16 protein-coding genes and 1 riboswitch are annotated in these 18,229 nt (G+C 72.3%); of the genes, 5 read left to right on the forward strand and 11 right to left on the reverse strand.

The features are described from left to right. Positions 1-44: 44 nt before the first annotated feature. Both ACIRPK_RS15780 and ACIRPK_RS15785 read left to right on the forward strand, forming a co-directional pair. A complete protein-coding gene (locus ACIRPK_RS15780; protein WP_403038454.1) occupies positions 45-1,379 on the forward strand; it encodes a class II 3-deoxy-7-phosphoheptulonate synthase in 1,335 nt (444 codons plus the stop codon). Positions 1,380-1,507: 128 nt separating this feature from the next. Then, positions 1,508-1,747 (forward strand): bacterioferritin-associated ferredoxin, encoded by a 240-nt coding sequence (locus ACIRPK_RS15785; RefSeq protein WP_403038698.1) that lies wholly within the window; start codon positions 1,508-1,510, stop codon positions 1,745-1,747. A gap of 12 nt (positions 1,748-1,759) precedes the next feature. Here ACIRPK_RS15785 and bfr read toward each other — a convergent pair whose 3' ends face one another. Then, on the reverse strand, positions 1,760-2,239 hold the full coding sequence (bfr, locus tag ACIRPK_RS15790; protein ID WP_403038457.1) for a bacterioferritin: 480 nt from the start codon (positions 2,237-2,239) through the stop codon (positions 1,760-1,762). A gap of 197 nt (positions 2,240-2,436) precedes the next feature. Between bfr and ACIRPK_RS15795 the strand changes: the two genes are divergently transcribed. Next, the gene (locus tag ACIRPK_RS15795; RefSeq protein ID WP_403038459.1) at positions 2,437-3,066 is read left to right on the forward strand and encodes a sulfite oxidase-like oxidoreductase; all 630 of its coding nucleotides are present in this window, start codon (positions 2,437-2,439) and stop codon (positions 3,064-3,066) included. 7 nt (positions 3,067-3,073) lie between these two features. Here the strand turns inward: ACIRPK_RS15795 and pknB are convergent, their stop codons facing one another. From pknB to ACIRPK_RS15820, 5 genes are all read right to left on the reverse strand, one after another. Then, positions 3,074-4,798, reverse strand: coding sequence for a Stk1 family PASTA domain-containing Ser/Thr kinase (pknB, locus tag ACIRPK_RS15800; protein WP_403038461.1), 1,725 nt, complete (start codon positions 4,796-4,798; stop codon positions 3,074-3,076). A 76-nt stretch (positions 4,799-4,874) separates the two neighbouring features. Next, positions 4,875-5,816 (reverse strand): ROK family glucokinase, encoded by a 942-nt coding sequence (locus ACIRPK_RS15805; protein WP_403038464.1) that lies wholly within the window; start codon positions 5,814-5,816, stop codon positions 4,875-4,877. 194 nt (positions 5,817-6,010) lie between these two features. Further along, positions 6,011-6,274, reverse strand: a complete 264-nt coding sequence (locus tag ACIRPK_RS15810; protein ID WP_403038467.1) for a DUF5304 family protein — start codon at positions 6,272-6,274, stop codon at positions 6,011-6,013. A 66-nt stretch (positions 6,275-6,340) separates the two neighbouring features. Continuing rightward, positions 6,341-7,498 carry an ArsA-related P-loop ATPase gene (locus ACIRPK_RS15815; protein ID WP_403038470.1) on the reverse strand — a complete coding sequence of 386 codons (1,158 nt, stop codon included), beginning with the start codon at positions 7,496-7,498 and terminating at the stop codon, positions 6,341-6,343. A gap of 8 nt (positions 7,499-7,506) precedes the next feature. Then, positions 7,507-7,938 carry an SRPBCC family protein gene (locus tag ACIRPK_RS15820; RefSeq protein ID WP_403038472.1) on the reverse strand — a complete coding sequence of 144 codons (432 nt, stop codon included), beginning with the start codon at positions 7,936-7,938 and terminating at the stop codon, positions 7,507-7,509. Between the two features lie 270 nt (positions 7,939-8,208). On the opposite strand from ACIRPK_RS15820, the gene ACIRPK_RS15825 reads away from it, so the two are divergent. Further along, entirely contained in the window at positions 8,209-10,002 is a 1,794-nt protein-coding gene (locus tag ACIRPK_RS15825) for an AMP-dependent synthetase/ligase (RefSeq protein ID WP_403038475.1), read from the forward strand. A 122-nt stretch (positions 10,003-10,124) separates the two neighbouring features. Here the strand turns inward: ACIRPK_RS15825 and ACIRPK_RS15830 are convergent, their stop codons facing one another. After that, positions 10,125-11,264 carry a glycosyltransferase family 4 protein gene (locus ACIRPK_RS15830; RefSeq protein ID WP_403038478.1) on the reverse strand — a complete coding sequence of 380 codons (1,140 nt, stop codon included), beginning with the start codon at positions 11,262-11,264 and terminating at the stop codon, positions 10,125-10,127. A 221-nt stretch (positions 11,265-11,485) separates the two neighbouring features. Here ACIRPK_RS15830 and ACIRPK_RS15835 point away from each other — a divergent pair, with 221 nt between their 5' ends. Further along, positions 11,486-12,859, forward strand: a complete 1,374-nt coding sequence (locus ACIRPK_RS15835; protein ID WP_403038481.1) for a glycosyltransferase 87 family protein — start codon at positions 11,486-11,488, stop codon at positions 12,857-12,859. 9 nt (positions 12,860-12,868) lie between these two features. On the opposite strand, the gene ACIRPK_RS15840 is transcribed toward ACIRPK_RS15835, so the two are convergent. The 4 genes from ACIRPK_RS15840 to ACIRPK_RS15855 form a co-directional block, all read right to left on the reverse strand. Continuing rightward, positions 12,869-14,107 (reverse strand): hypothetical protein, encoded by a 1,239-nt coding sequence (locus tag ACIRPK_RS15840; protein ID WP_403038484.1) that lies wholly within the window; start codon positions 14,105-14,107, stop codon positions 12,869-12,871. Between the two features lie 62 nt (positions 14,108-14,169). After that, positions 14,170-15,234 carry an NlpC/P60 family protein gene (locus ACIRPK_RS15845; RefSeq protein ID WP_403038487.1) on the reverse strand — a complete coding sequence of 355 codons (1,065 nt, stop codon included), beginning with the start codon at positions 15,232-15,234 and terminating at the stop codon, positions 14,170-14,172. Positions 15,235-15,456: 222 nt separating this feature from the next. Further along, complete coding sequence (locus tag ACIRPK_RS15850) at positions 15,457-16,542, reverse strand: NlpC/P60 family protein (protein WP_403038490.1); 1,086 nt, start codon at positions 16,540-16,542, stop codon at positions 15,457-15,459. A 10-nt stretch (positions 16,543-16,552) separates the two neighbouring features. Beyond that, positions 16,553-16,717, reverse strand: a riboswitch (cyclic di-AMP (ydaO/yuaA leader). Positions 16,718-17,084: 367 nt separating this feature from the next. After that, positions 17,085-18,113 (reverse strand): NlpC/P60 family protein, encoded by a 1,029-nt coding sequence (locus ACIRPK_RS15855; protein WP_403038493.1) that lies wholly within the window; start codon positions 18,111-18,113, stop codon positions 17,085-17,087. Between the last annotated feature and the right edge of the window lie 116 nt (positions 18,114-18,229).

Here is an 18,229-nt window from a genome sequence, read left to right on the forward strand (position 1 = left end):
GCGGTGTGCCGGAGTTTCGGTCACAAACCCGTAGCCTTGTCCCCGTGACCGTGACAAATCAGCACTCCTGGCAGTCCCTGCCCGCGGCGCAGCAGCCTGAATGGCCGGATCAAGAGGCGCTGCGCAAGGCTCTTGCGGACCTCGCCTCGTATCCGCCGCTCGTCTTCGCCGGCGAGTGCGACCAGCTGCGCGCCCGGCTCGGTGCCGTCGCGCGTGGTGAGGCGTTCCTGCTGCAGGGCGGCGACTGCGCCGAGGCATTCGACGGCGTCTCCGCCGACCACATCCGAAACAAGTTGAAGACCCTGCTCCAGATGGCCGCCGTACTCACGTACGCGGCCTCGGTGCCGGTCGTGAAGGTCGGCCGGATCGCGGGGCAGTACTCCAAGCCGCGCTCCAAGTCGACCGAGACCCGGGACGGCGTGACCCTCCCGGTCTACCGGGGCGACTCGGTCAACGGCTTCGACTTCACTCCCGAGTCCCGGATCCCGGACCCGGAGCGCCTCAAGCGGATGTACAACGCCTCCGCCGCGACGCTCAACCTGGTCCGGGCCTTCACCACCGGTGGTTACGCCGACCTGCGCCAGGTGCACGCCTGGAACCAGGACTTCGTGCGCAACTCCCCGGCCGGGCAGCGCTACGAGCAGCTGGCGCGTGAGATCGACAACGCGCTGGCCTTCATGAACGCGTGCGGGGTGGCCCCGGAAGAGTTCCGGACGGTCGAGTTCTACTCCTCGCACGAGGCCCTGGTGCTGGACTACGAGACGGCGCTGACCCGCGTCGACTCGCGCACCGGCGACCTGTACGACGTCTCCGGCCACATGGTCTGGATCGGTGAGCGCACCCGTCAGCTCGACCACGCGCACATCGAGTTCGCCTCGAAGATCCGCAACCCGATCGGCGTGAAGCTCGGCCCGACCACCTCGGTCGACGAGGCGCTCACCCTGATCGAGAAGCTCGACCCCGAGCGCGAGCCCGGCCGGCTCACCTTCATCACCCGGATGGGTGCGGGCAAGGTCCGCGAGCACCTGCCCACCCTGGTGGAGAAGGTCACCGCCTCCGGCGCCCAGCCGGTGTGGATCTGCGACCCGATGCACGGCAACACGTTCGAGGCGTCCAGCGGTCACAAGACCCGGAAGTTCGACGACGTGCTGGACGAGGTCCAGGGCTTCTTCGAGGTGCACCGCGGCCTCGGCACCCACCCGGGCGGCATCCACGTCGAGCTCACCGGTGACGACGTCACCGAGTGCGTCGGCGGCGGCGACGAGGTGCTGGTCGACGACCTGCACCAGCGCTACGAGACGGCCTGCGACCCGCGGCTGAACCGCAGCCAGTCGCTCGACCTGGCCTTCCAGGTGGCGGAGCTGTACCGGGGCCACTGACCCCCGATGTGACGAAGGCCCCTCCGCTTTCCGGGTTACGGAGAGCGGAGGGGCTTTTTCGTGCCCGCATTATTGGGTAAGGTAAGCCTTAGCTCAATGCGCCGCACCAGACCCCGGGAGTGACCGCGATGTACGTGTGCATGTGCCATGCGGTCACCGAGGCCCAGGTCAAGCAGCAGATCGACGACGGCGCGCAGACCCCCCGCGAGATAGCCAAGGGCTGCAAGGCCGGCACGGACTGCGGCTCGTGCGTCCGCCGGATCCAGGCCCTGCTCGGGGAGCACGGGGCCCGCCCGTGCCCGACAGCCAGGCTGGCCGCCAGGCTCGGTCTGGCCGAGCCCGGGCAGCCGGCCGCCCAGGCGGCCTGACCGGCTCCGGGATCAGCTCTCCGGCTGCTCGATGAGCTGCGCCAGGTAGAGCGCCTCGCCGAGCTTCTCCAGCAGTTCGAGCTGGGTGTCCAGGTAGTCGATGTGGTGCTCCTCGTCCGCCAGGATCGACTCGAAGATGTTGGCCGAGGTGACGTCGTTCTTCGCCCGCATCACCACGATGCCGCGCTTCAGCCGGTCGATCGCCTCGACCTCGACCTGGCGGTCCGCCTCGAACATCTCCTGGACGGTCTGGCCGACCCGGACGTGGAACAGCCGCTGGTAGTTCGGCAGCCCGTCCAGGAAGAGGATCCGGTCGGTCAGCGTCTCCGCGTGCTTCATCTCGTCGATGGACTCGTGCCGGGTGTACTTGGCGAGCTTCGTCCAGCCGAAGTTCTCCTGCATCTTGGCGTGCAGGAAGTACTGGTTGATCGCGGTCAACTCGGCGGTGAGCTGCTCGTTGAGGAATTCGATGACCTCGGCGTCGCCCTTCATGGCGGTGCCCTCCTGCTCTTCGTTCTACGTCACGGCGGAACCACGGCTGACCGCATCGTGGCACTGTCCCGGGCGTAATTTCCAGTAAGTTCACACTTACTGGAACATGTGTCGGAATATCCGATTTATACCGTTCGAGTGACCCCCCGCTCAGGGGCGCGCGCGGCGCACCGCCCGCCGTCTGTCACCATGGAGGCATGGGTCAGTCAGAACACGAAGAGCTCCAGCCGGCTGACCCGAGACTCCCTCCCGGCCAGCGCCTGCAGCGCGGCTGGCCGGTGCTGCACTACGGCCCGGTCCCCCGGTTCAAGCCACTGACCTGGGACTTCCAGGTGTTCGGGGCCACCGCCTCGGCGGAGAAGCACAGTTGGGACTTCGACGGCTTCCACGCCCTCCCCCGGGTCACCGTGCGCGCCGACTTCCACTGCGTCACTCGGTTTTCGATGCTCGACAACGAGTGGAGCGGGATCGCCGCCGCCACCGTGCTCGAACAGGTGCCGCCGGCCGCGCAGGTCAGCCATGTGATGGTCTGGGCCGAGTACGGCTACAGCGCCAACCTCACGCTGGCCGAGTTCGCCGACCCCTCGACGGTCTTCGCCACCCACCACGACGGCCGGCCGCTCACCGTCGAGCACGGCTTCCCGGTCCGCCTGGTGGTCCCCGGCCGGTACGCCTGGAAGGGCCCGAAGTGGGTCCGCGCGGTCGAGTACATGCGGGCCGACCGGCGGGGCTTCTGGGAGGAGCGCGGCTACCACAACCTCGCCGACCCCTGGACCGAGCAGCGCTACTCCTACCAGGAGGAGCCGGGCGACGGCCCGCTGCGCTGACGGGGGGTCAGAACTGCGGGGTGATCGTCACCTCGGTGCCCTGCCGCGCGGGCTGGCCCGCCGCCGGCTCCTGCTTGGTCACCTTGCCCAGGCCCAGCGTCAGGAACGGGAGCCGGGCCTTGAAGCCCGCGTCCTTGAGCGCCTTCTCGGCCTCGTCCCGGCCCAGTCCGACCACGTTCGGCACCGGGCGCATGCCCTTGCTGACCGTCAGCGCCACCGGCGCGTCCACCGCCAGCCGGGCGTCGGCCGCCGGCGCGGTGGCGAGCACCGTGCCCTGCGCCACCGTGTCGCTGAACTCCTCGGTGACCGTTCCCGGCGTGAGCCGGGCGGCGGCCAGCTCCTTCCGGGCGTCCTCCAGCGTCTTCCCGGCCAACCCGGGCACCGTCACCCGTTCGGGGCCCTTGGAGAGCGTCACCCGCACGGGGTCGCTCTTCCGGGCCCGCGCGCCCACCCCGGGGTCGGTCGCCATCACCTGCCCGGCCGGGACGGTCTCGCTGAACTGCTGCGCGAAGCTGCCCTGCAGCCCCGCGCCGTCCAGCGTCCGCACCGCCTCCGCCTGGGTCTGCGCGACGATCGCGGGCACCTCGGCGTAGAGCGCGTTGGACAGCGTGTACGTCGTCCCGCCGACCAGCAGCAGCACGGCGGCCAGCACCGCGGCCCAGATCAGCGGCTTGCGCGAACGGCGCGGCCGGGACCGCCTGGCCGGGGCCGGCTCGTCGTAGGGGCGGGGCCGGGCGAGCATCATGGTGGGCACGTCCAGCACGCTGGTGCGCTCCACCCGGTCGCGCTGGTCGAGCACCGAGGTGGCCTCGGTGGTCGGGTGCTGCGGGCTGCGCCGGGCCGAGGCGGGCGGCTCGGCGTCCAGCCGAGCGGGTGTCAGCTGCCGCCGGGCCCGCTGCAGCGCGGCCAGCAGCTCCACCGCGTCGTACGGCCGGGCGCCGGGGTCGCGCGAGGTGGCGGCGGCGACTATCGCGTCCAGTTCGGCGCCCGCGCCGGGGGCGACCAGGGACGGCGGCGGGACGTCCTCGTGCAGGTGACGGTAGATCACCTGCATCGGGTTCTCGCCCTGGTAGGGCTTGGCGCCGGTGAGCATCTCGTACAGCAGGATGCCCGCCGCGTAGACGTCCACCCGCTGGTCGGTCGGCAGGCCCGGCCGGATCTGCTCAGGGGCGAGGTAGGAGACGGTGCCGAGCACGGTGCCGGCCGAGGTGGTCTCGGTGATCCCGTCCGCGCCGCTGAGCAGCCGGACCAGGCCGAAGTCGGCCACCTTGACCAGCCCGCCGTCGGTGATCAGCACGTTCTCCGGCTTCACGTCCCGGTGCACCAGGCCCGCCCGGTGCGCGGCGCCGAGCGCCGCCAGCACCGGCTCCAGCACGTCCAGCGTGCCCCGGACGCTCAGTGCCCCGCGATCCCTGAGCAGGTCCCGCAGGGTCCGCCCGGGCACGTACTCCATCGCCAGGAAGACCGACCGGCCGTCGGCCCCCTGGTCGAAGACGTTCACCACGTTGGGGTGGGCCAGCCGGGCCACCGCCTTGGCCTCCCGGATGAACCGGCCGGTGAACTCGGCGTCCTGGGCCAGCGAAGGGTGCATCACCTTCACCGCCACCACCCGGTCCAGCCGGGTGTCGGTGGCCCGGTAGACGGTGGCCATGCCGCCGACCGCGATCCGCTGCTCCACCCGGTACCGGGCGTCCAGCAGGGTACCGATCAGCGGGTCGGGGGTGGTGTCCATCCGACGAGTCTATGGGCCGCCCGGTGCGGAACACCCCGGTGGGCGGGCACGCCGTGCCCACCGGGGTGACCGTGGGTCAGATCCGGGCCAGGTCGGCCGCGCCGGCGATGCCGGCGGCCGAGCCCATGGTGGCGAGCACCACCTCGGCGCGGGGGCGGTGCACCCCCCCGGTGATGTACTTCTCGAAAGCGGCCGCGACCGGGTCGAGCAACAGGGCGCCGGAGTCGGAGACCCCGCCGCCGAGCACGAAGACGGCCGGGTCGAAGAGCGCGGCCAGGTCGGCCATGCCGCGGCCGAGCCAGTCGGCCAGCTCCGCGTAGCACTCCAGCGCCAGCGGGTCGCCCTCGGCGGCGGCCTCGGTGATGTGGATGCCCCGGATGGTGTCGGCGGCGCCGTCGTTCAGCTCCAGCATCCGCTTGCCCGCGATCGGGTCGCCGGCCGCCTTCTCCCGGCCGTAGCGGCGCAGTGCCCGGCCGGAGCCGTACTGCTCCCAGCAGCCCTTGCCGCCGCAGCCGCAGAGCAGGCCGTCCGGCACCATGTTGAGGTGGCCGATCTCGCCCGCGACGCCGAACCGGCCGCGGTGCAGCCGCCCGTCCAGCACGATGCCGCCGCCGATGCCGGTGCCGACCGTGATCAGCACGGTGTCCTCGTGCGCGGCCGCCGCGCCGAACCTGAACTCGGCCCAGGCCGCGCAGTTGGCGTCGTTCTCCACCACCGTGCGGAGGCCGGTGAGCTCCTCGATCCGGACCTTGAGCGGCTCGTTCTCCCACGCGATGTTGGGCGCGAAGATCACCGTGGAGCGGTCCCGGTCGACGAAGCCGGGAGCTCCGACCCCGACCGCCGCGACCTCCGGGTGCTGCTCCTTGAGCTCGCGTACGGCCTGCGCGATGGCGTCGACCGCCCACTGGGGGTCGGCCGGGGTGGGTACCCGAGTCCGCGCGAGGATCTCGCCGTTCTCGTCGACCACGCCGGCCGCGATCTTCGTACCGCCGACATCGACGCCGATGGTCAGAGCCATGTGTCCCTCAGCTATTCACTCGTTCCCGCTGAGCCGAAACGGTACCCGCCCAACGGTGCTCCCGTACACAGCGCTGCATACATTATTCGAAGACAATTTCCCCGAAGGTCCTGGGCGAGCATTCAGAAGTCGTACGATTTACCGCGCACGGTCACTCCACGCAGGCGGCCGGTCACCGGCTCTGACCAGCGGCTTCACGAGTTGTCCGCCGCACCGTCAAGGTCGATGGGCTCTACGTCGGCAGGTCCGGGCGCGGACCACGTTCGCTCGTGACCGCTCACGGCCGCGCGGTAGGCGGCCAGCAGTTCGCCACCGGCGGCGGCCAGGTGGCCGTAGACCTCGGGGTTCTGCTCGCGCAGCCGGCCGCCGATCTCCTGGGCCTTCTCCCCCACCACCGCGGCGAACCGGCGCACCTCCTCGACCAGGTCGGCTGTGCGGTCTGACTGCTCGTCGGCCATCGGGTCCTCCTCGGTGCTCGGCTTACCGCTGCGACGCTACCGGATGCCCCAGCCCCGGGGTGGCCCCTAACCTCGCGGCCAGAGGTCCCGGTCGGGGGCGAACCTGACCACCAGCTCGCCGTCCGCCAGGGCGGCCCCGCTCACCGTGCAGCGGCGCAGTGCGGCGGGCAGCGGCAGCAGCCTGCGGTAGCCGCCCAGGCCGACCACCAACTCGTCGCCGCGCCGGACCAGTTCCAGCTCGGACCGGTCGGCCCCCGGCAGCGCCAGGTGCCAGAGCAGCAGGCCGTCCTCGGCCAGCCGGTCCTCCACCCACCAGGGGTGTTCGGCCGCCTGTGGGGTGGCGGTGCCGCCGTACAGCTGCTCGGCCACCGCCTCCAGCGCGGGCCCGGGCTGACGGCTGGTCAGCAGCGGGACGTCCAGCTCGGCGGCCAGCCCGGCCAGGGCGTCCCGCTCACGGGCGGCCTGCCCGGCCAGCCAGGGGTCGACGGAGCCGGCCGCGGCCGCGGGCAGCGCCCGGTGGGCGACCACCGCGTCCAGCCGCAGCCGGTGCAGGGCCAGCCCGGCCCGGATCCGGCGCAGCTCGGCCGGGCGCGGGGCGGCCGCCTCCACCACCAGGCGGACGGTGGTCGAGGGGGACTCGATCACCGCCCGGGCCTCGGCGAGTGCGGCGGTCGCTCTGGTCCGGGCCTCGAACAGCCACTCGGCGGGCATCGGCACCCCGGCGACGGCGGCCAGCAGCGGGCGGAGCGCCCGGGCGGCCTGCCGCTGCTCGGGCAGCAGCCGGGCCAGGTAGCGGTCGAGCTGCTCGGGCAGCGCGAGCGCGGCGATCAGTTCGGCGGGGCGGGGCGCGGCCACCACCAGCACCTGGGCCCGGACAGTGCGCAGCGAGCGGAGCAGGGCGAGCTGGCCGGTGCCGGGCAGCGGGGTGAGCTCCTCCGGGTCCAGCGGGGTGGCACCGAGCAGGTCGAGGGCGGGACCGAGCACACCGGAGAGGCCCTCGACCGCCGCCCGGAAGGCCGTCGGCCCGTCGGTCCTGGCCACCGTCAGGGCGTCGGCGTACCGGACCGCCCGGTCGGTCAGCCGGGTGCCCAGCACGGTGTCCAGCACCCGGTGCGGGTCGTCAGCGGCCAGCAGACGGGTGGTCAGCCCCTGCCGCGCGTGGTGCAGCGCGGTCGCGGCGGCGACCTCCTCGGCACCCTCGCCGCTGACCAGGATGGTCCGCATCGCGGGGATCAGCCCTCGACGCGCTTCTTCAGCCCGGCCAGCGCACGGTCGATGATGACCTTCTCGGCCTTGCGCTTGATCATGCCGAGCATCGGGATCTTGACGTCCACGGCCAGCTGGTAGGTGACCTCGGTGCCGCTGCCGACCGGGGCCAGCGCGTAGGAGCCGTCCAGCGAGCGCAGCATCTGACTCTTCACCAGGGTCCAGCTGACCTCGCGGTCGCCGTCCCAGGTGTAGGCGAGCACGTGCTCGTCGCGGATCGCGCCGGCGTCCAGCAGCAGGCGCACCTGCGCGGCCCGGCCGTTCCCGGCGGTCTCCAGGACCTCGACCTCCTTGACCTCGCCGGTCCAGGCCGGGTACGCGGCGAAGTCCGCGATCACCGCCATGACCTCGGCCGGGGTCGCGTCGATGGTGATGCTCGACCTGGTGTGTTCCGCCATGACACGGCCTCCGCTGTCCTGTTACAGGTGTTGCGCCCAGGGAAGGCTATCGCGCTGCCGCCCCTCTCCCGGCCGGTGCCCCATCGGTCCAGGTCACGGCCGTCCGGGCTACCGGCGGGTCACCCGTGGGCTGTCGTAAGGTGCGAGTCGGGAGCATCGGGCCAGGCCGCCGGTGTGACTCTTCGAACACCGGGCCGGACAACTCTGGTCAATCCACCTACCGGGCAGTAACGTCCTGCCGTCCCGCAGCGTCGCAGACGAGGAGCAGTCTTGCTCGAGTTCAGCCTTCCGGCCCGCTACCAGGTACCGAGCGGCGGTAACCTCTCCGACCTGGTCCACCAGAACGCCGAGCAGCACTCGGACGTGGCGGTTCTCAGCCGCAAGCTGGACGGACAGTGGGTGGATCTGACGGCGGCCCAGTTCCTGACCGAGGTCCGTGCCACCGCCAAGGGCCTGATCGCGGCGGGCGTGGCCCCCGGCGACCGGGTCGGCGTGATGTCCCGCACCCGGTACGAGTGGACCGTGCTGGACTTCGCCATCTGGTGCGCGGGCGCGATCACCGTGCCGGTGTACGAGACCTCCTCCGCCGAGCAGGTCGCCTGGATCCTCGGCGACTCCGGCGCCGTCGCGGTGGTCACCGAGACCGACACCCACTCCACCGTGGTGGCCGGGCTGCGCGACCGGCTGCCGGAGCTGGCCCACACCTGGCAGATCGAGCGCGGCGCCCTGGCCGAACTGGCGAAGGCCGGCACCCGGGTCGCCGACAGCACGGTCACCGAGCGCCGCTCGGTGGCGACCGCCGACTCGATCGCCACCATCGTCTACACCTCGGGCACCACCGGGCGTCCGAAGGGCTGTCAGCTCACCCACGGCAACTTCCTGGCCGAGCTGGGCAACGTGACGGCCCGGCTGGAGCCGCTGTTCCGCACCGGGCACAGCTCGGTGCTGCTCTTCCTGCCGCTGGCCCACGTGCTCGGCCGGATCGCCGAGATCGCCGCCGTGATCACCCCGATCAAGCTCGGCCACGTCTCCGACATCAAGGACGTCACCGCCGAGCTGGCCTCGTTCCGGCCGACCCTGATCCTCGGTGTGCCCCGGGTCTTCGAGAAGGTCTACAACACCGCCAGAGCCAAGGCGCAGGCCGACGGCAAGGGCAAGATCTTCGACCGGGCGGCCGACACCGCGATCGCGTACAGCCGGGCCCTGGACCACGGCGGCCCGAGCCTGGGCCTGCGGCTGAAGCACGCGGTCTTCGACAAGCTGGTCTACAGCAAGCTGCGCGCCGCCCTGGGCGGCCGGGCCACCCACGCGATCTCCGGCGGCGCCCCGCTCGGCGAGCGGCTCGGCCACTTCTACCGGGGCATCGGCTTCACCGTGCTGGAGGGCTACGGCCTGACCGAGACCTGTGCGGCCACCGCCTTCAACCCGCACGACCGGCCGAAGATCGGCACCGTCGGCCAGCCACTGCCCGGCTCGGCGATCCGGATCGCCGAGGACGGCGAGGTGCTGCTCCAGGGCCCGCAGATCTTCACCGGCTACTGGAACAACCCGGCCGCCACCGCGGAGGCGCTGCGCGACGGCTGGTTCGCCACCGGCGACCTGGGCAGCCTGGACGCCGACGGCTACCTGACCATCACCGGCCGGAAGAAGGAGATCCTGGTCACCGCGGGCGGCAAGAACGTCGCCCCCGCCGTGATCGAGGACCGGATCCGGGCCCATGCGCTGATCGGCGAGGTGATGGTGGTCGGCGACCGCAAGCCGTTCATCGCCTGCCTGGTCACCATCGACGAGGACTTCTTCCCCCGCTGGAAGGAGCTCACCGGGAAGCCGGCCGGCGCCACCCTGGCCGAACTCCGCGAGGACCCCGACCTGCTGACGGCCGTTCAGGCCGCCGTGGACGAGGGCAACCAGGCGGTCTCGCACGCCGAGGCGGTGAAGAAGTTCCACATCCTGGACACCGTCTTCTCCGAGGAGAGCGGCCACCTGACGCCCTCGCTCAAGCTCAAGCGCAACGTGGTGATGAAGGACTTCGCCGCAGAGGTCGAGGGCCTCTACCGCCGCTGAGCTGCCCTCAGGGGCCGGGGCACGGCGGCGCCGGCCTCAGGCGCGTTCAACGTGCGTGCGCGGCCGGGCACTTCCGCGGTGACCCGCTCGCCGGATCTCCTCGCAGTCCCCCGAGCCCCTGGTCAGTCCTGGCTGAGCAGAGCGGTCAAGCGCCCCGCCAGCAGGTCCCAGCGCCAGGAGCGTTCGACCCAGCGGCGGCCGGCCTCGCCCATGGTGCGGCGGAGTTCGGGGTCGTGCAGCAGGCGGACGGTGCGTTCGGCCACCGCCTCGGGGGAGTTGCCGGGGACCACGTAGCCGGTCTCACCCTCCAGGACGGCGTCGGGGGCGCCGCCGGAGTCCCCGGCGATCACCGGCAGGCCGGTGGCGCTGGCCTCCAGGTAGACGATGCCCAGGCCCTCCACGTCCAGGCCGCCCCGGCGGGTGCGGCAGGGCATCGCGAAGACGTCCCCCGCGCCGTAGTGGGCGGGCAGCTCGGACCAGGGCACCGCCCCGGTGAAGCGGACCGAGGCGCTGACCCCGCGTGCCTCGGCGAGCTTCTCCAGGTCGCCCTGGTAGGGGCCGCCGCCGACGATCAGCAGCACCGCGTCCGGCACGTCCCGGAGGATCTGCGGCAGCGCGGCGATCAGGGTGTCCTGCCCCTTGCGCGGCACCAGCCGGGAGACGCAGACCACCACCGGACGGTCCGTCAGGCCGAGCCGGGCCCGGACCTCGGCACCGCCGGAGTCCGGCCGGAAGGTCTGCTCGTCCACGCCGGGCGGCAGCTGGACCATCCGGGCGGCCGCCTCGGGGCCGACCGCGGCGGCGATCCGGGAGCGGGTGTACTCGCCGAGGTAGGTCAGGGTGTCGGTGCCCGCGCCGATCCGGCGGAGCAGCTGCCGGGAGACCGGGAGCTGGGCCCAGGCGGCCTCGTGGCCGTGCGTCATGCCGAGCAGTCGGCCCGCGCCCGCCCGGCGCAGCGCGGGGGCCATCAGACCGAGCGGTGCGGCGGCGCCGAACCAGACCGAGTCGCAGCCCTCGGCGCGGAGGATCTCGGCGGCCCGCCGGGTGACCCGGGGCGTCGGCACCATCATCTTCGTCCGGTCCCGGATCACCGGGAACGGCTGCTCCGCGTCGAACGTCGCCACCTCGCTGCCGTCCCGCCAGTTCGAGGCGTACACCACAATGCTGCCGGCCGGCTGGCGCACCGCCATGTTGTGGACGAAGGCCTGGATGCCGCCGGGGCGGGGCGGGAAGTCGTTGGTGACGATCAAAGTCTTGTGCATGCCACGGCTCGCTCGGTCGGGGGGTGCTCGGTGTACCGGTCGCTGATCCGTACCATAGGTCAACGCCCCGGTGTGCCGGGAACGCGACCGACAGGGGCGGCACACTTTTGATTAGGGTGGGCAGCCGTGCCGGCCCGGTACGCGGAGACGGTACGGCGAGAACGGACGGGGGCTCGGGGGTGGATCCGCGCGGCGTGCACCAAGGAGAACGAGGGAGTGCGGTGGAGTTGGCCCCGACCGGGAGTACCGGCATCAGTGCGGGCGGTGCCGACCGCGGTCCGGCGGCGTCCCCGGCCGGTGGAGCGCTCTGGGGCCTGGCGGGGGGCTGGCTGGCCACCCGGGTGCTGATCGTGCTGATGGTGCTCGGTGTGATCGGGATCTCCAACACCGACGTGACCGCCGACGTCTCGGTGATCTACCACGGCTGGTACCAGGTGCTGCAGACCGGCACCTTCCCGCTGGACGACGTGACCTGGCAGTACCCGCCGGGCGCCGCCCTGGTGATCCTGCTGCCCGGGCTGCTGCCCTGGTCGTACCTGGTCTCGTTCTGGGTGGTCTGCGGGCTGGTGGACGCGCTCACCATGGCCCTGCTGATGCGGGCCGGGACGCGGCGCGGCCGGAGCTTCACCGGGGCCTGGGTCTGGGTCGCGGGCGTGCCGCTGCTCGGGCCGACGGTCTACTGCCGGTACGACATCATGGTCACCGCGCTGGCGGTGGCCGGGCTGCTGGTGGTGCTGCGGCGCCCCGCGCTCGGCGGTGCGCTGCTCGGTCTCGGCGGGCTGGTCAAGGTCTGGCCGGTGCTGGCCCTGATCGGCACCCCGAAGGGCCGCCGGACCAGACGGTCCTGGACGGCGGCGGTGGCCTCGTTCAGTGCGCTGGGCTTCCTGCTCGCGGCCGGGATGAACGGCGCCTTCGAGTTCCTCAAGTTCCAGCGGGACCGCGGCATCGAGGTGGAGTCGCTCGGCGCGCTGCCGCTGCACTTCGCCCGGCTGGCCGGTGGCTGGCACGGCGAGGTGAAGATGAACTACGGCTCGGTCGAGATGCTCGGGCCCTGGGTCACGGTGATCTCCAAGGTCTCGGTCGGGGCCAGCGTGGTCGGCTTCGCCTGGCTGCTGTTCTGGCGGCTCCGGGCGAAGCGCTGGCAGACCGCGACCAGCTTCGACGCGGCGCTGACCGCGCTGCTGATCTTCACCGTGACCAGCCGGGTGATCAGCCCGCAGTACCTGATCTGGGTGGTCGGCCTGACCGCGGTCTGCCTGACGGTGCGTGGCACCAGCCAGCGGCCGGTGGCCCTGCTGGTGCTGGCCGCGACGCTGTTCACCACGCTGGAGTTCCCGGTGCTGTTCGGCCAGGTGCTGAACAGTCAGCTGTGGGGCGTGGTGGTGCTGAGCGTGCGCAACCTGCTGCTGCTGGCCGCCACGATCCTGTCCTGCGTCCGGCTCTGGCGCTCCACCCGGGTCGTCGAACCGGTCCGCACCCTGGTGCTGCCGCCCGCCCTGGAGGCGCCGGTGCCCGCCGGGTACCCGGTCCGGCCGGGGATCGCGTACGAGCAGGACCTGCTGGACGGCATCGACAGCGCGGGCGTCCGCCAGTGAGACCCCCGGTCAGTGCGCGAAGCGCTGGTGCAGGTCCTCGCCCCACTGGCGGGTGAGGTCGGCCAGTCCGAGGCCCAGCCGGGCCCGGCAGAGCCCGTCCAACCACTCCTCCCGGCCGCCGGTCGGCCCGGTGGCCCCGGCGGCCCGGTAGAAGTCGACCAGCCGCTGCTCGCCGAACCGGCGGGCGATCAGGTCACAGGCGGACCAGGCGAGTTCGTACGCCAGGCCGATGCCGGCCGAGCCGGCCGCGAAGTCGGCGTCGGCGGGCAGCGCGGCCGTGAAGCCCTTGACCGCGGCGGCCCGGGCGAGTTCCGGCGCGATCTGCTTCGGGCTGCGGCCGGCGCCCCGGTAGCCGGTGTAGTCGGCCACGCCCTCGGAGAGCCAGAGCGGGGTCCACGGCCGGGTGTCGGCCCGGGTCGCGACGTGGGTGGCCTCGTGCACGGTGACCACCCTGCGCCCGAGCTCGCTGAGGCCGGCGTACGCCTGTGGGTTGATCAGCACCCGGTCGGCCGGGCTGTGCAGCGGCGCCCCGGCGGCGGCCGTGGTGACGGCGGCTATGCCCTGGTACCCGGCCTCGGAGACCCCGAGCAGCCGGGCGAACTGCTCCGCGGTGGCCGGGAAGCCGAGCAGCAGCCGGCCGGGCCAGTCCCCGCCCCAGACCTCGGTCACCAGCGGGACCGCCAGGTCGGCCGTGGCCGCCGCGGCGGCCAGCGCGGCCGGTTCGGCCTGACCCAGCACCAGACTGTGCCCGCCCTGCACCGCCCGGACCTCGCCGAGGTCCCAGAGCGCGGCGCCACCGATCGGCTGGTCGGTGGCGAGCAGCCACTCGCCGTCCACCAGCTCGCACCCGATCCGCCGGGTCAGCACGGCCGGGAGGTCGTCGAACTCGGCGATCCGCCAGCCGAGTTCGGCGGTCAGGGTCAGGGCGCCGCCGACCGGCTCGGCGAAGTCGGTGATCCGGTAGGAGAGTTCGGCCAACGGGACGCGGGCCAGCCGGGCCAGCGCGGCGAGTTCGGCGGCCCGGCCGGCCGGGGTCACCCCGGCCGCCAGCGCGGTCCGGTCCAGCCGGAGCAGCGCCCTGGCCCGGTCCGCGAGCAGCGCCTCGATCCGGGGCCGGAGCCGGATCGTCTCGGCGCCGGCCGAACGGACCGGGGGCACCGAGGGCGCCTGCACCGGCCGGGCCACCGGCGGCGAGAGCTGCACCAGCCCGGCCGCCGCGAGCAGCAGCGCGGCCCGGCGGGACAGCACGAAGCCGCCGGCCCGCGCCCCGCCGTCCGGGGTCGGGCCGGCGGTCGCCCGCCGAGCGCCGCTCAGACCCGCACCACCCCGCTGACCGGCATCGCGTTGACGCTCTCGTAGCGGACCCGGGCGCCGGGGTAGGGCGCGTGGACCACCACACCGCCGCCGGCGTACATCCCGACGTGGTGCATGTCCCTGTAGAAGATCACCAGGTCTCCCGGCCGGGCCTCGGCGAGGCTGATCCGCTGCCCCGCGTCGGCCTGCTGCTGCGAGGTGCGCGGCAGGGTCACTCCGGCCTGCCGCCAGGCCCAGTACATCAGACCCGAGCAGTCGAACGTACGGGGCCCGGTGGAACCGTAGACGTACGGGGAGCCGATCTTGCTGCTGGCGGCGGCCAGCGCGGCCGCGGCCCGCCCGGAGGCGGCGGGCAGGTTGCCGAGGTCGACCCGCTCGGCGCCCCGGGCGGCCCGGCGGGCGGCGTCCCTGGCGTCGTCGTCGGCCATCCTGGCCCGCTCCCCCGCGCCCAGCGAGTTCAGTAGCCGCTGGGCCTTGGTGAGCCGCTGCTGGATCTCCTGCTTGCTCTCGTTCAGGGTGCGCCGGACGGACTCCAGCTCGGCCAGTTTGGCGGTGGTCTCGGCCCGCCGCTGGTCCAGCCGGCGCTGACTGTCGATCACCTGGCGCAGGGTGTCGTTCTGCCGCTCGGCCGTCTGGTCCAGGGTGCGGGCCCGGTACAGGTAGCCGGCCGGGTCGGAGTCCAGCATCAGCTGCACCGCCGGGTCGATGCCGCCCGCCCGGTACTGGGCGGCGGCCACCGAGCCGAGGCCGGAGCGCAGTTGGTTCAGCTCGTCCTGGCCGGCCGCCACCTGGTTCTGCAGCGAGCCGGTGTCGGACTGCAGCTGCCGCTGCTGCTCCTGGGCCGCGTTGAACTTCTCCGAGGCCTGCTCGGCCTCCTCGTACAGCTGGTCGACCTGGGCCTTGACGTCCTTGCGGGTGGGCGGCTCGACCGGGGCGCCCGGGGTGGCCCCGGCGGCGCCCGCCGAGGCCACCCCGAGCACCGTGGTGGCCGCTGCGGTGAACACCAGCGCCCGGGTGAACCGGCGGGCGCCTGGCAGGGGGGAACGACTGTGCGTCGACATACCGGCGGCTGCTCCGTTCCTGCGCCGGGCCACCGCCGCCGCCCGGTCGGGCGGCCGTCCTTGCGAAGGTCCGGGGGCAGACGTTAGCGAGTCACGGCGATCTAGTCCAAACCCCTACAGTGCCGAATATTTGACCACCAATCGGACATCTGCTCGGCCCGGCCGGAAACGCCGCAGGCCCGGCACGTGGCCGGGCCTGCGGGCGTTACGACGGGCGGGTGGTCAGACCCGGACGATGCGGGTGATCGGCATGACCGTGGCGGACTCGTGCCGGACCAGGGTGCCGGTGCGCGGCGCGTGCACGATCTGACCGTTGCCCACGTAGAGGCCGACGTGGCCGCCCCCGCGGTAGATGATCAGGTCACCGGGCTTGGCGTCGGCGATGTTGGTGCCGATGTTCTGACCGGCGCCCATCTGCGACTCCGAGGTGCGCGGCAGCGAGATCCCGGCCTTGTTGAAGGCCCAGACCATCAGGCCGGAGCAGTCGAAGCTGTTCGGGCCGACGGAGCCGTAGCCGTACGGCTTGCCGATCTCCGCCTCGGCGGCGGCGATCACGGTGCCCGCGTACGACCCGGCCGGCAGGCCGCTCAGGTCGGTCCGGGTCTCCGTGCGGGAGGCCCGGTCCGGCTCGGCGGTCTTCGACTCGGTGGCCGCCTTGGCGGCCGAGTCGGCGGCGGCCTTGGCCTCGGCGGCCCGCAGCTCGTCCTGCTCCTTGCGGCTGAGCGTGTCGAGCAGCGCCTGCGCGGCGGCCAGCTTGGCCTGGATCTCGTCCTTGCCCGCCCGGAGCTCCTGAGTGGTGCGCTCCAGGTCGGCGAGCTTGTTCTGCGCCTCGGACTTCTGCTGGTCGAGCTTGCCCTGCTCGCCCTTCAGCGTCTTCAGGGTGTCCGCCTGCGAGGTGCCGAGCTGGCTCAACGAGTCGGCCTGGCCCAGGAAGGCGTCCGGGCTGCTGGAGAGCATCAGCTGGACGGTGGGCGATATCCCGCCGGTCCGGTACTGCTCGGCGGCGATCTCGCCGAGCGTGCTCTGCAGGGTGGTCACCTGGGCCTGCTGCCGGGCCACCTCGTCCTGGAGGCCGCTGACCTGCTTCTGCAGGGTCTGCTGCTTCTCCGTGGCCGCGTTGAACTTCTCGGTCGCGTCCTCGGCCTGCTCGTGGAGCTGGTCGACCTGGGACTTGACCTCGTCCTTGGTGGGGTTCGGGTCGGCGTGCGCACCGGTCTGCGCGGACAGCGCCACCGCAGCGGCGGCGGCAGCCGTGATGATCGAGACCCGGGTACGGCCGGCAGGCTTGGGACGACGATGGGACGCCACGAAGGCGGGCTCCTTCTTCCTACGTCCGCCTACCGGGTGAGCTGACGGGTTCGGGCTGGAAGAGATGCCCTACAGCGCCTCACCGTCGGGCCGTCTCGTGACGGTCCGTCGACCTGGCGCCGATTCACCCCGAGGAACGTGGTTCCCCGGCTCCGATCGACAGCGCCCCCAAGAGGGCTTCCCCGTAGGGCAGTCGGAACTGCCCCGCTGCGTCTCGAACTCGGCGGTAACCCCCGCCGCCACCCAGGCTGGGTGATCGACAGTGCGGTGGTTCGAGAAGGACCTTAGTAACCCAACCGTGATCGGTTCAAATCCTTGTAAGAAAAAAGTCGGAATGAAGTCGTGATTCTTCAGTGATTGCGACCGAGCGTGATCGGAATTGCACGCTGTGCCGACGAACTCCCGGGATGCGGACGCGACGGGGCCCGCCGGAAGTGTCCCAGATCACAGGGAGGTTCCGACGGGCCCGGGCGTGTCACGCGGCGTCAGTTCGACGCCTTGATGGGGAGATGTCCGTTATGCCGTATCAGGCTGACGGTGGATCAGACCCGGCGGATGGTCTTGATCGGCATCGCGTCGACCTTCATCACCTTGACCACGTCACCGGTGTGCGGGGCGTGCACCACCAGGCCGTTGCCGATGTAGATCGCGACGTGGTGCGCGTCGGGGTGGTAGATCACCAGGTCGCCCGGCTGCGCGTTCGCCCAGTCCTTGCCGATGTTGGTGCCGACCGAGGCCTGGTCCTGCGAGGTGCGCGGCAGCGAGACGCCCGCCTGCGCGTACGCCCAGACCACCAGGCCGGAGCAGTCGAAGGAGTTCGGTCCGGTGGCGCCCCAGACGTACGGCTTGCCCTGCTTGCCCATCGCGGCGGAGACCGCCGCACCGGCGTAGCCGCTGGCGGGCGGCAGGTTGCCGACGTCGATCCGCTCGCCGCCGCGCGAGGCGCGGTCGCCCAGCACCGCGTTCCGGTCGGCCGCGCTCAGCTGGTTGAGCAGCTTCTGGGCCTCGGCGAGCTTCTTCTGCACCTCGGCCTTGGCGTCGTTCAGCACCTTGGTGTTGCGGTCCAGCTCGGCCAGCGTCTCCGCGGCCTCGATCTTCTGCTGGTCGAGGCGGCGCTGCTGGTCCTGGAGCGTCTTCAGGCTCTGCGCCTGGGTCTGGTTCACCTGGTCGACGCTGGACGCCTTGGTCAGGTAGTTCTCCGGGTCCGAGGAGAGCATCAGGGCGACCGAGGGGTCCACCCCGCCGTCCCGGTACTCCTGCGCCGCCACGGCCGCCAGGCCGCCCTGAAGGGCCGTCATCTGCTCCTGGCCGCGGGCCACCTGGTCCTGCAGCTGGTCGGCCTGCTTGCGCAGCTGGTCGGTGCGCTCCTTGGCGCCGTTGAACCGCTCGGCCGCCTGCTCCTGCTCGTTGAAGAGGGCGTCGACCTGGACCTTGACCTCGTCCTTGCTCGGCTTGGCCGGCGCCGCGTGGGCACCCGTCTGCGCCGAGAGGGCGACCGCGGTCGCTGCGGCAGCGGTCAGCACGGAGACCCGTGCACGGCTCGGCTGCTTGGGGCGGCGGTGGGAAGCCAAAGGAAGAGCTCCTTCATCACTCCTGGACGCGACCTCACCCGATCGGGTGCTTGTCCAGAAAATAGGTTTGACGCCAGACCCTAGTGAAGTTGTCACGGGTGCGCCACTCCCCAACC

The sequence above is a fragment of the Kitasatospora sp. NPDC101801 genome (genome assembly GCF_044766665.1).
In the GTDB taxonomy this organism is placed as follows: Bacteria; Actinomycetota; Actinomycetes; order Streptomycetales; family Streptomycetaceae; genus Kitasatospora.

Bases quoted from the DNA above. Each gene is read 5' to 3' on its own strand.
- ACIRPK_RS15785 (WP_403038698.1), top strand. From the start codon at position 1,508: ATGTACGTGTGCATGTGCCATGCGGTCACCGAGGCCCAGGTCAAGCAG.
- bfr (WP_403038457.1), bottom strand. From the start codon at position 2,239: ATGAAGGGCGACGCCGAGGTCATCGAATTCCTCAACGAGCAGCTCACC.
- ACIRPK_RS15795 (WP_403038459.1), top strand. From the start codon at position 2,437: ATGGGTCAGTCAGAACACGAAGAGCTCCAGCCGGCTGACCCGAGACTC.
- pknB (WP_403038461.1), bottom strand. From the start codon at position 4,798: ATGGACACCACCCCCGACCCGCTGATCGGTACCCTGCTGGACGCCCGG.
- ACIRPK_RS15805 (WP_403038464.1), bottom strand. From the start codon at position 5,816: ATGGCTCTGACCATCGGCGTCGATGTCGGCGGTACGAAGATCGCGGCC.
- ACIRPK_RS15810 (WP_403038467.1), bottom strand. From the start codon at position 6,274: ATGGCCGACGAGCAGTCAGACCGCACAGCCGACCTGGTCGAGGAGGTG.
- ACIRPK_RS15815 (WP_403038470.1), bottom strand. From the start codon at position 7,498: ATGCGGACCATCCTGGTCAGCGGCGAGGGTGCCGAGGAGGTCGCCGCC.
- ACIRPK_RS15820 (WP_403038472.1), bottom strand. From the start codon at position 7,938: ATGGCGGAACACACCAGGTCGAGCATCACCATCGACGCGACCCCGGCC.
- ACIRPK_RS15830 (WP_403038478.1), bottom strand. From the start codon at position 11,264: ATGCACAAGACTTTGATCGTCACCAACGACTTCCCGCCCCGCCCCGGC.
- ACIRPK_RS15845 (WP_403038487.1), bottom strand. From the start codon at position 15,234: ATGTCGACGCACAGTCGTTCCCCCCTGCCAGGCGCCCGCCGGTTCACC.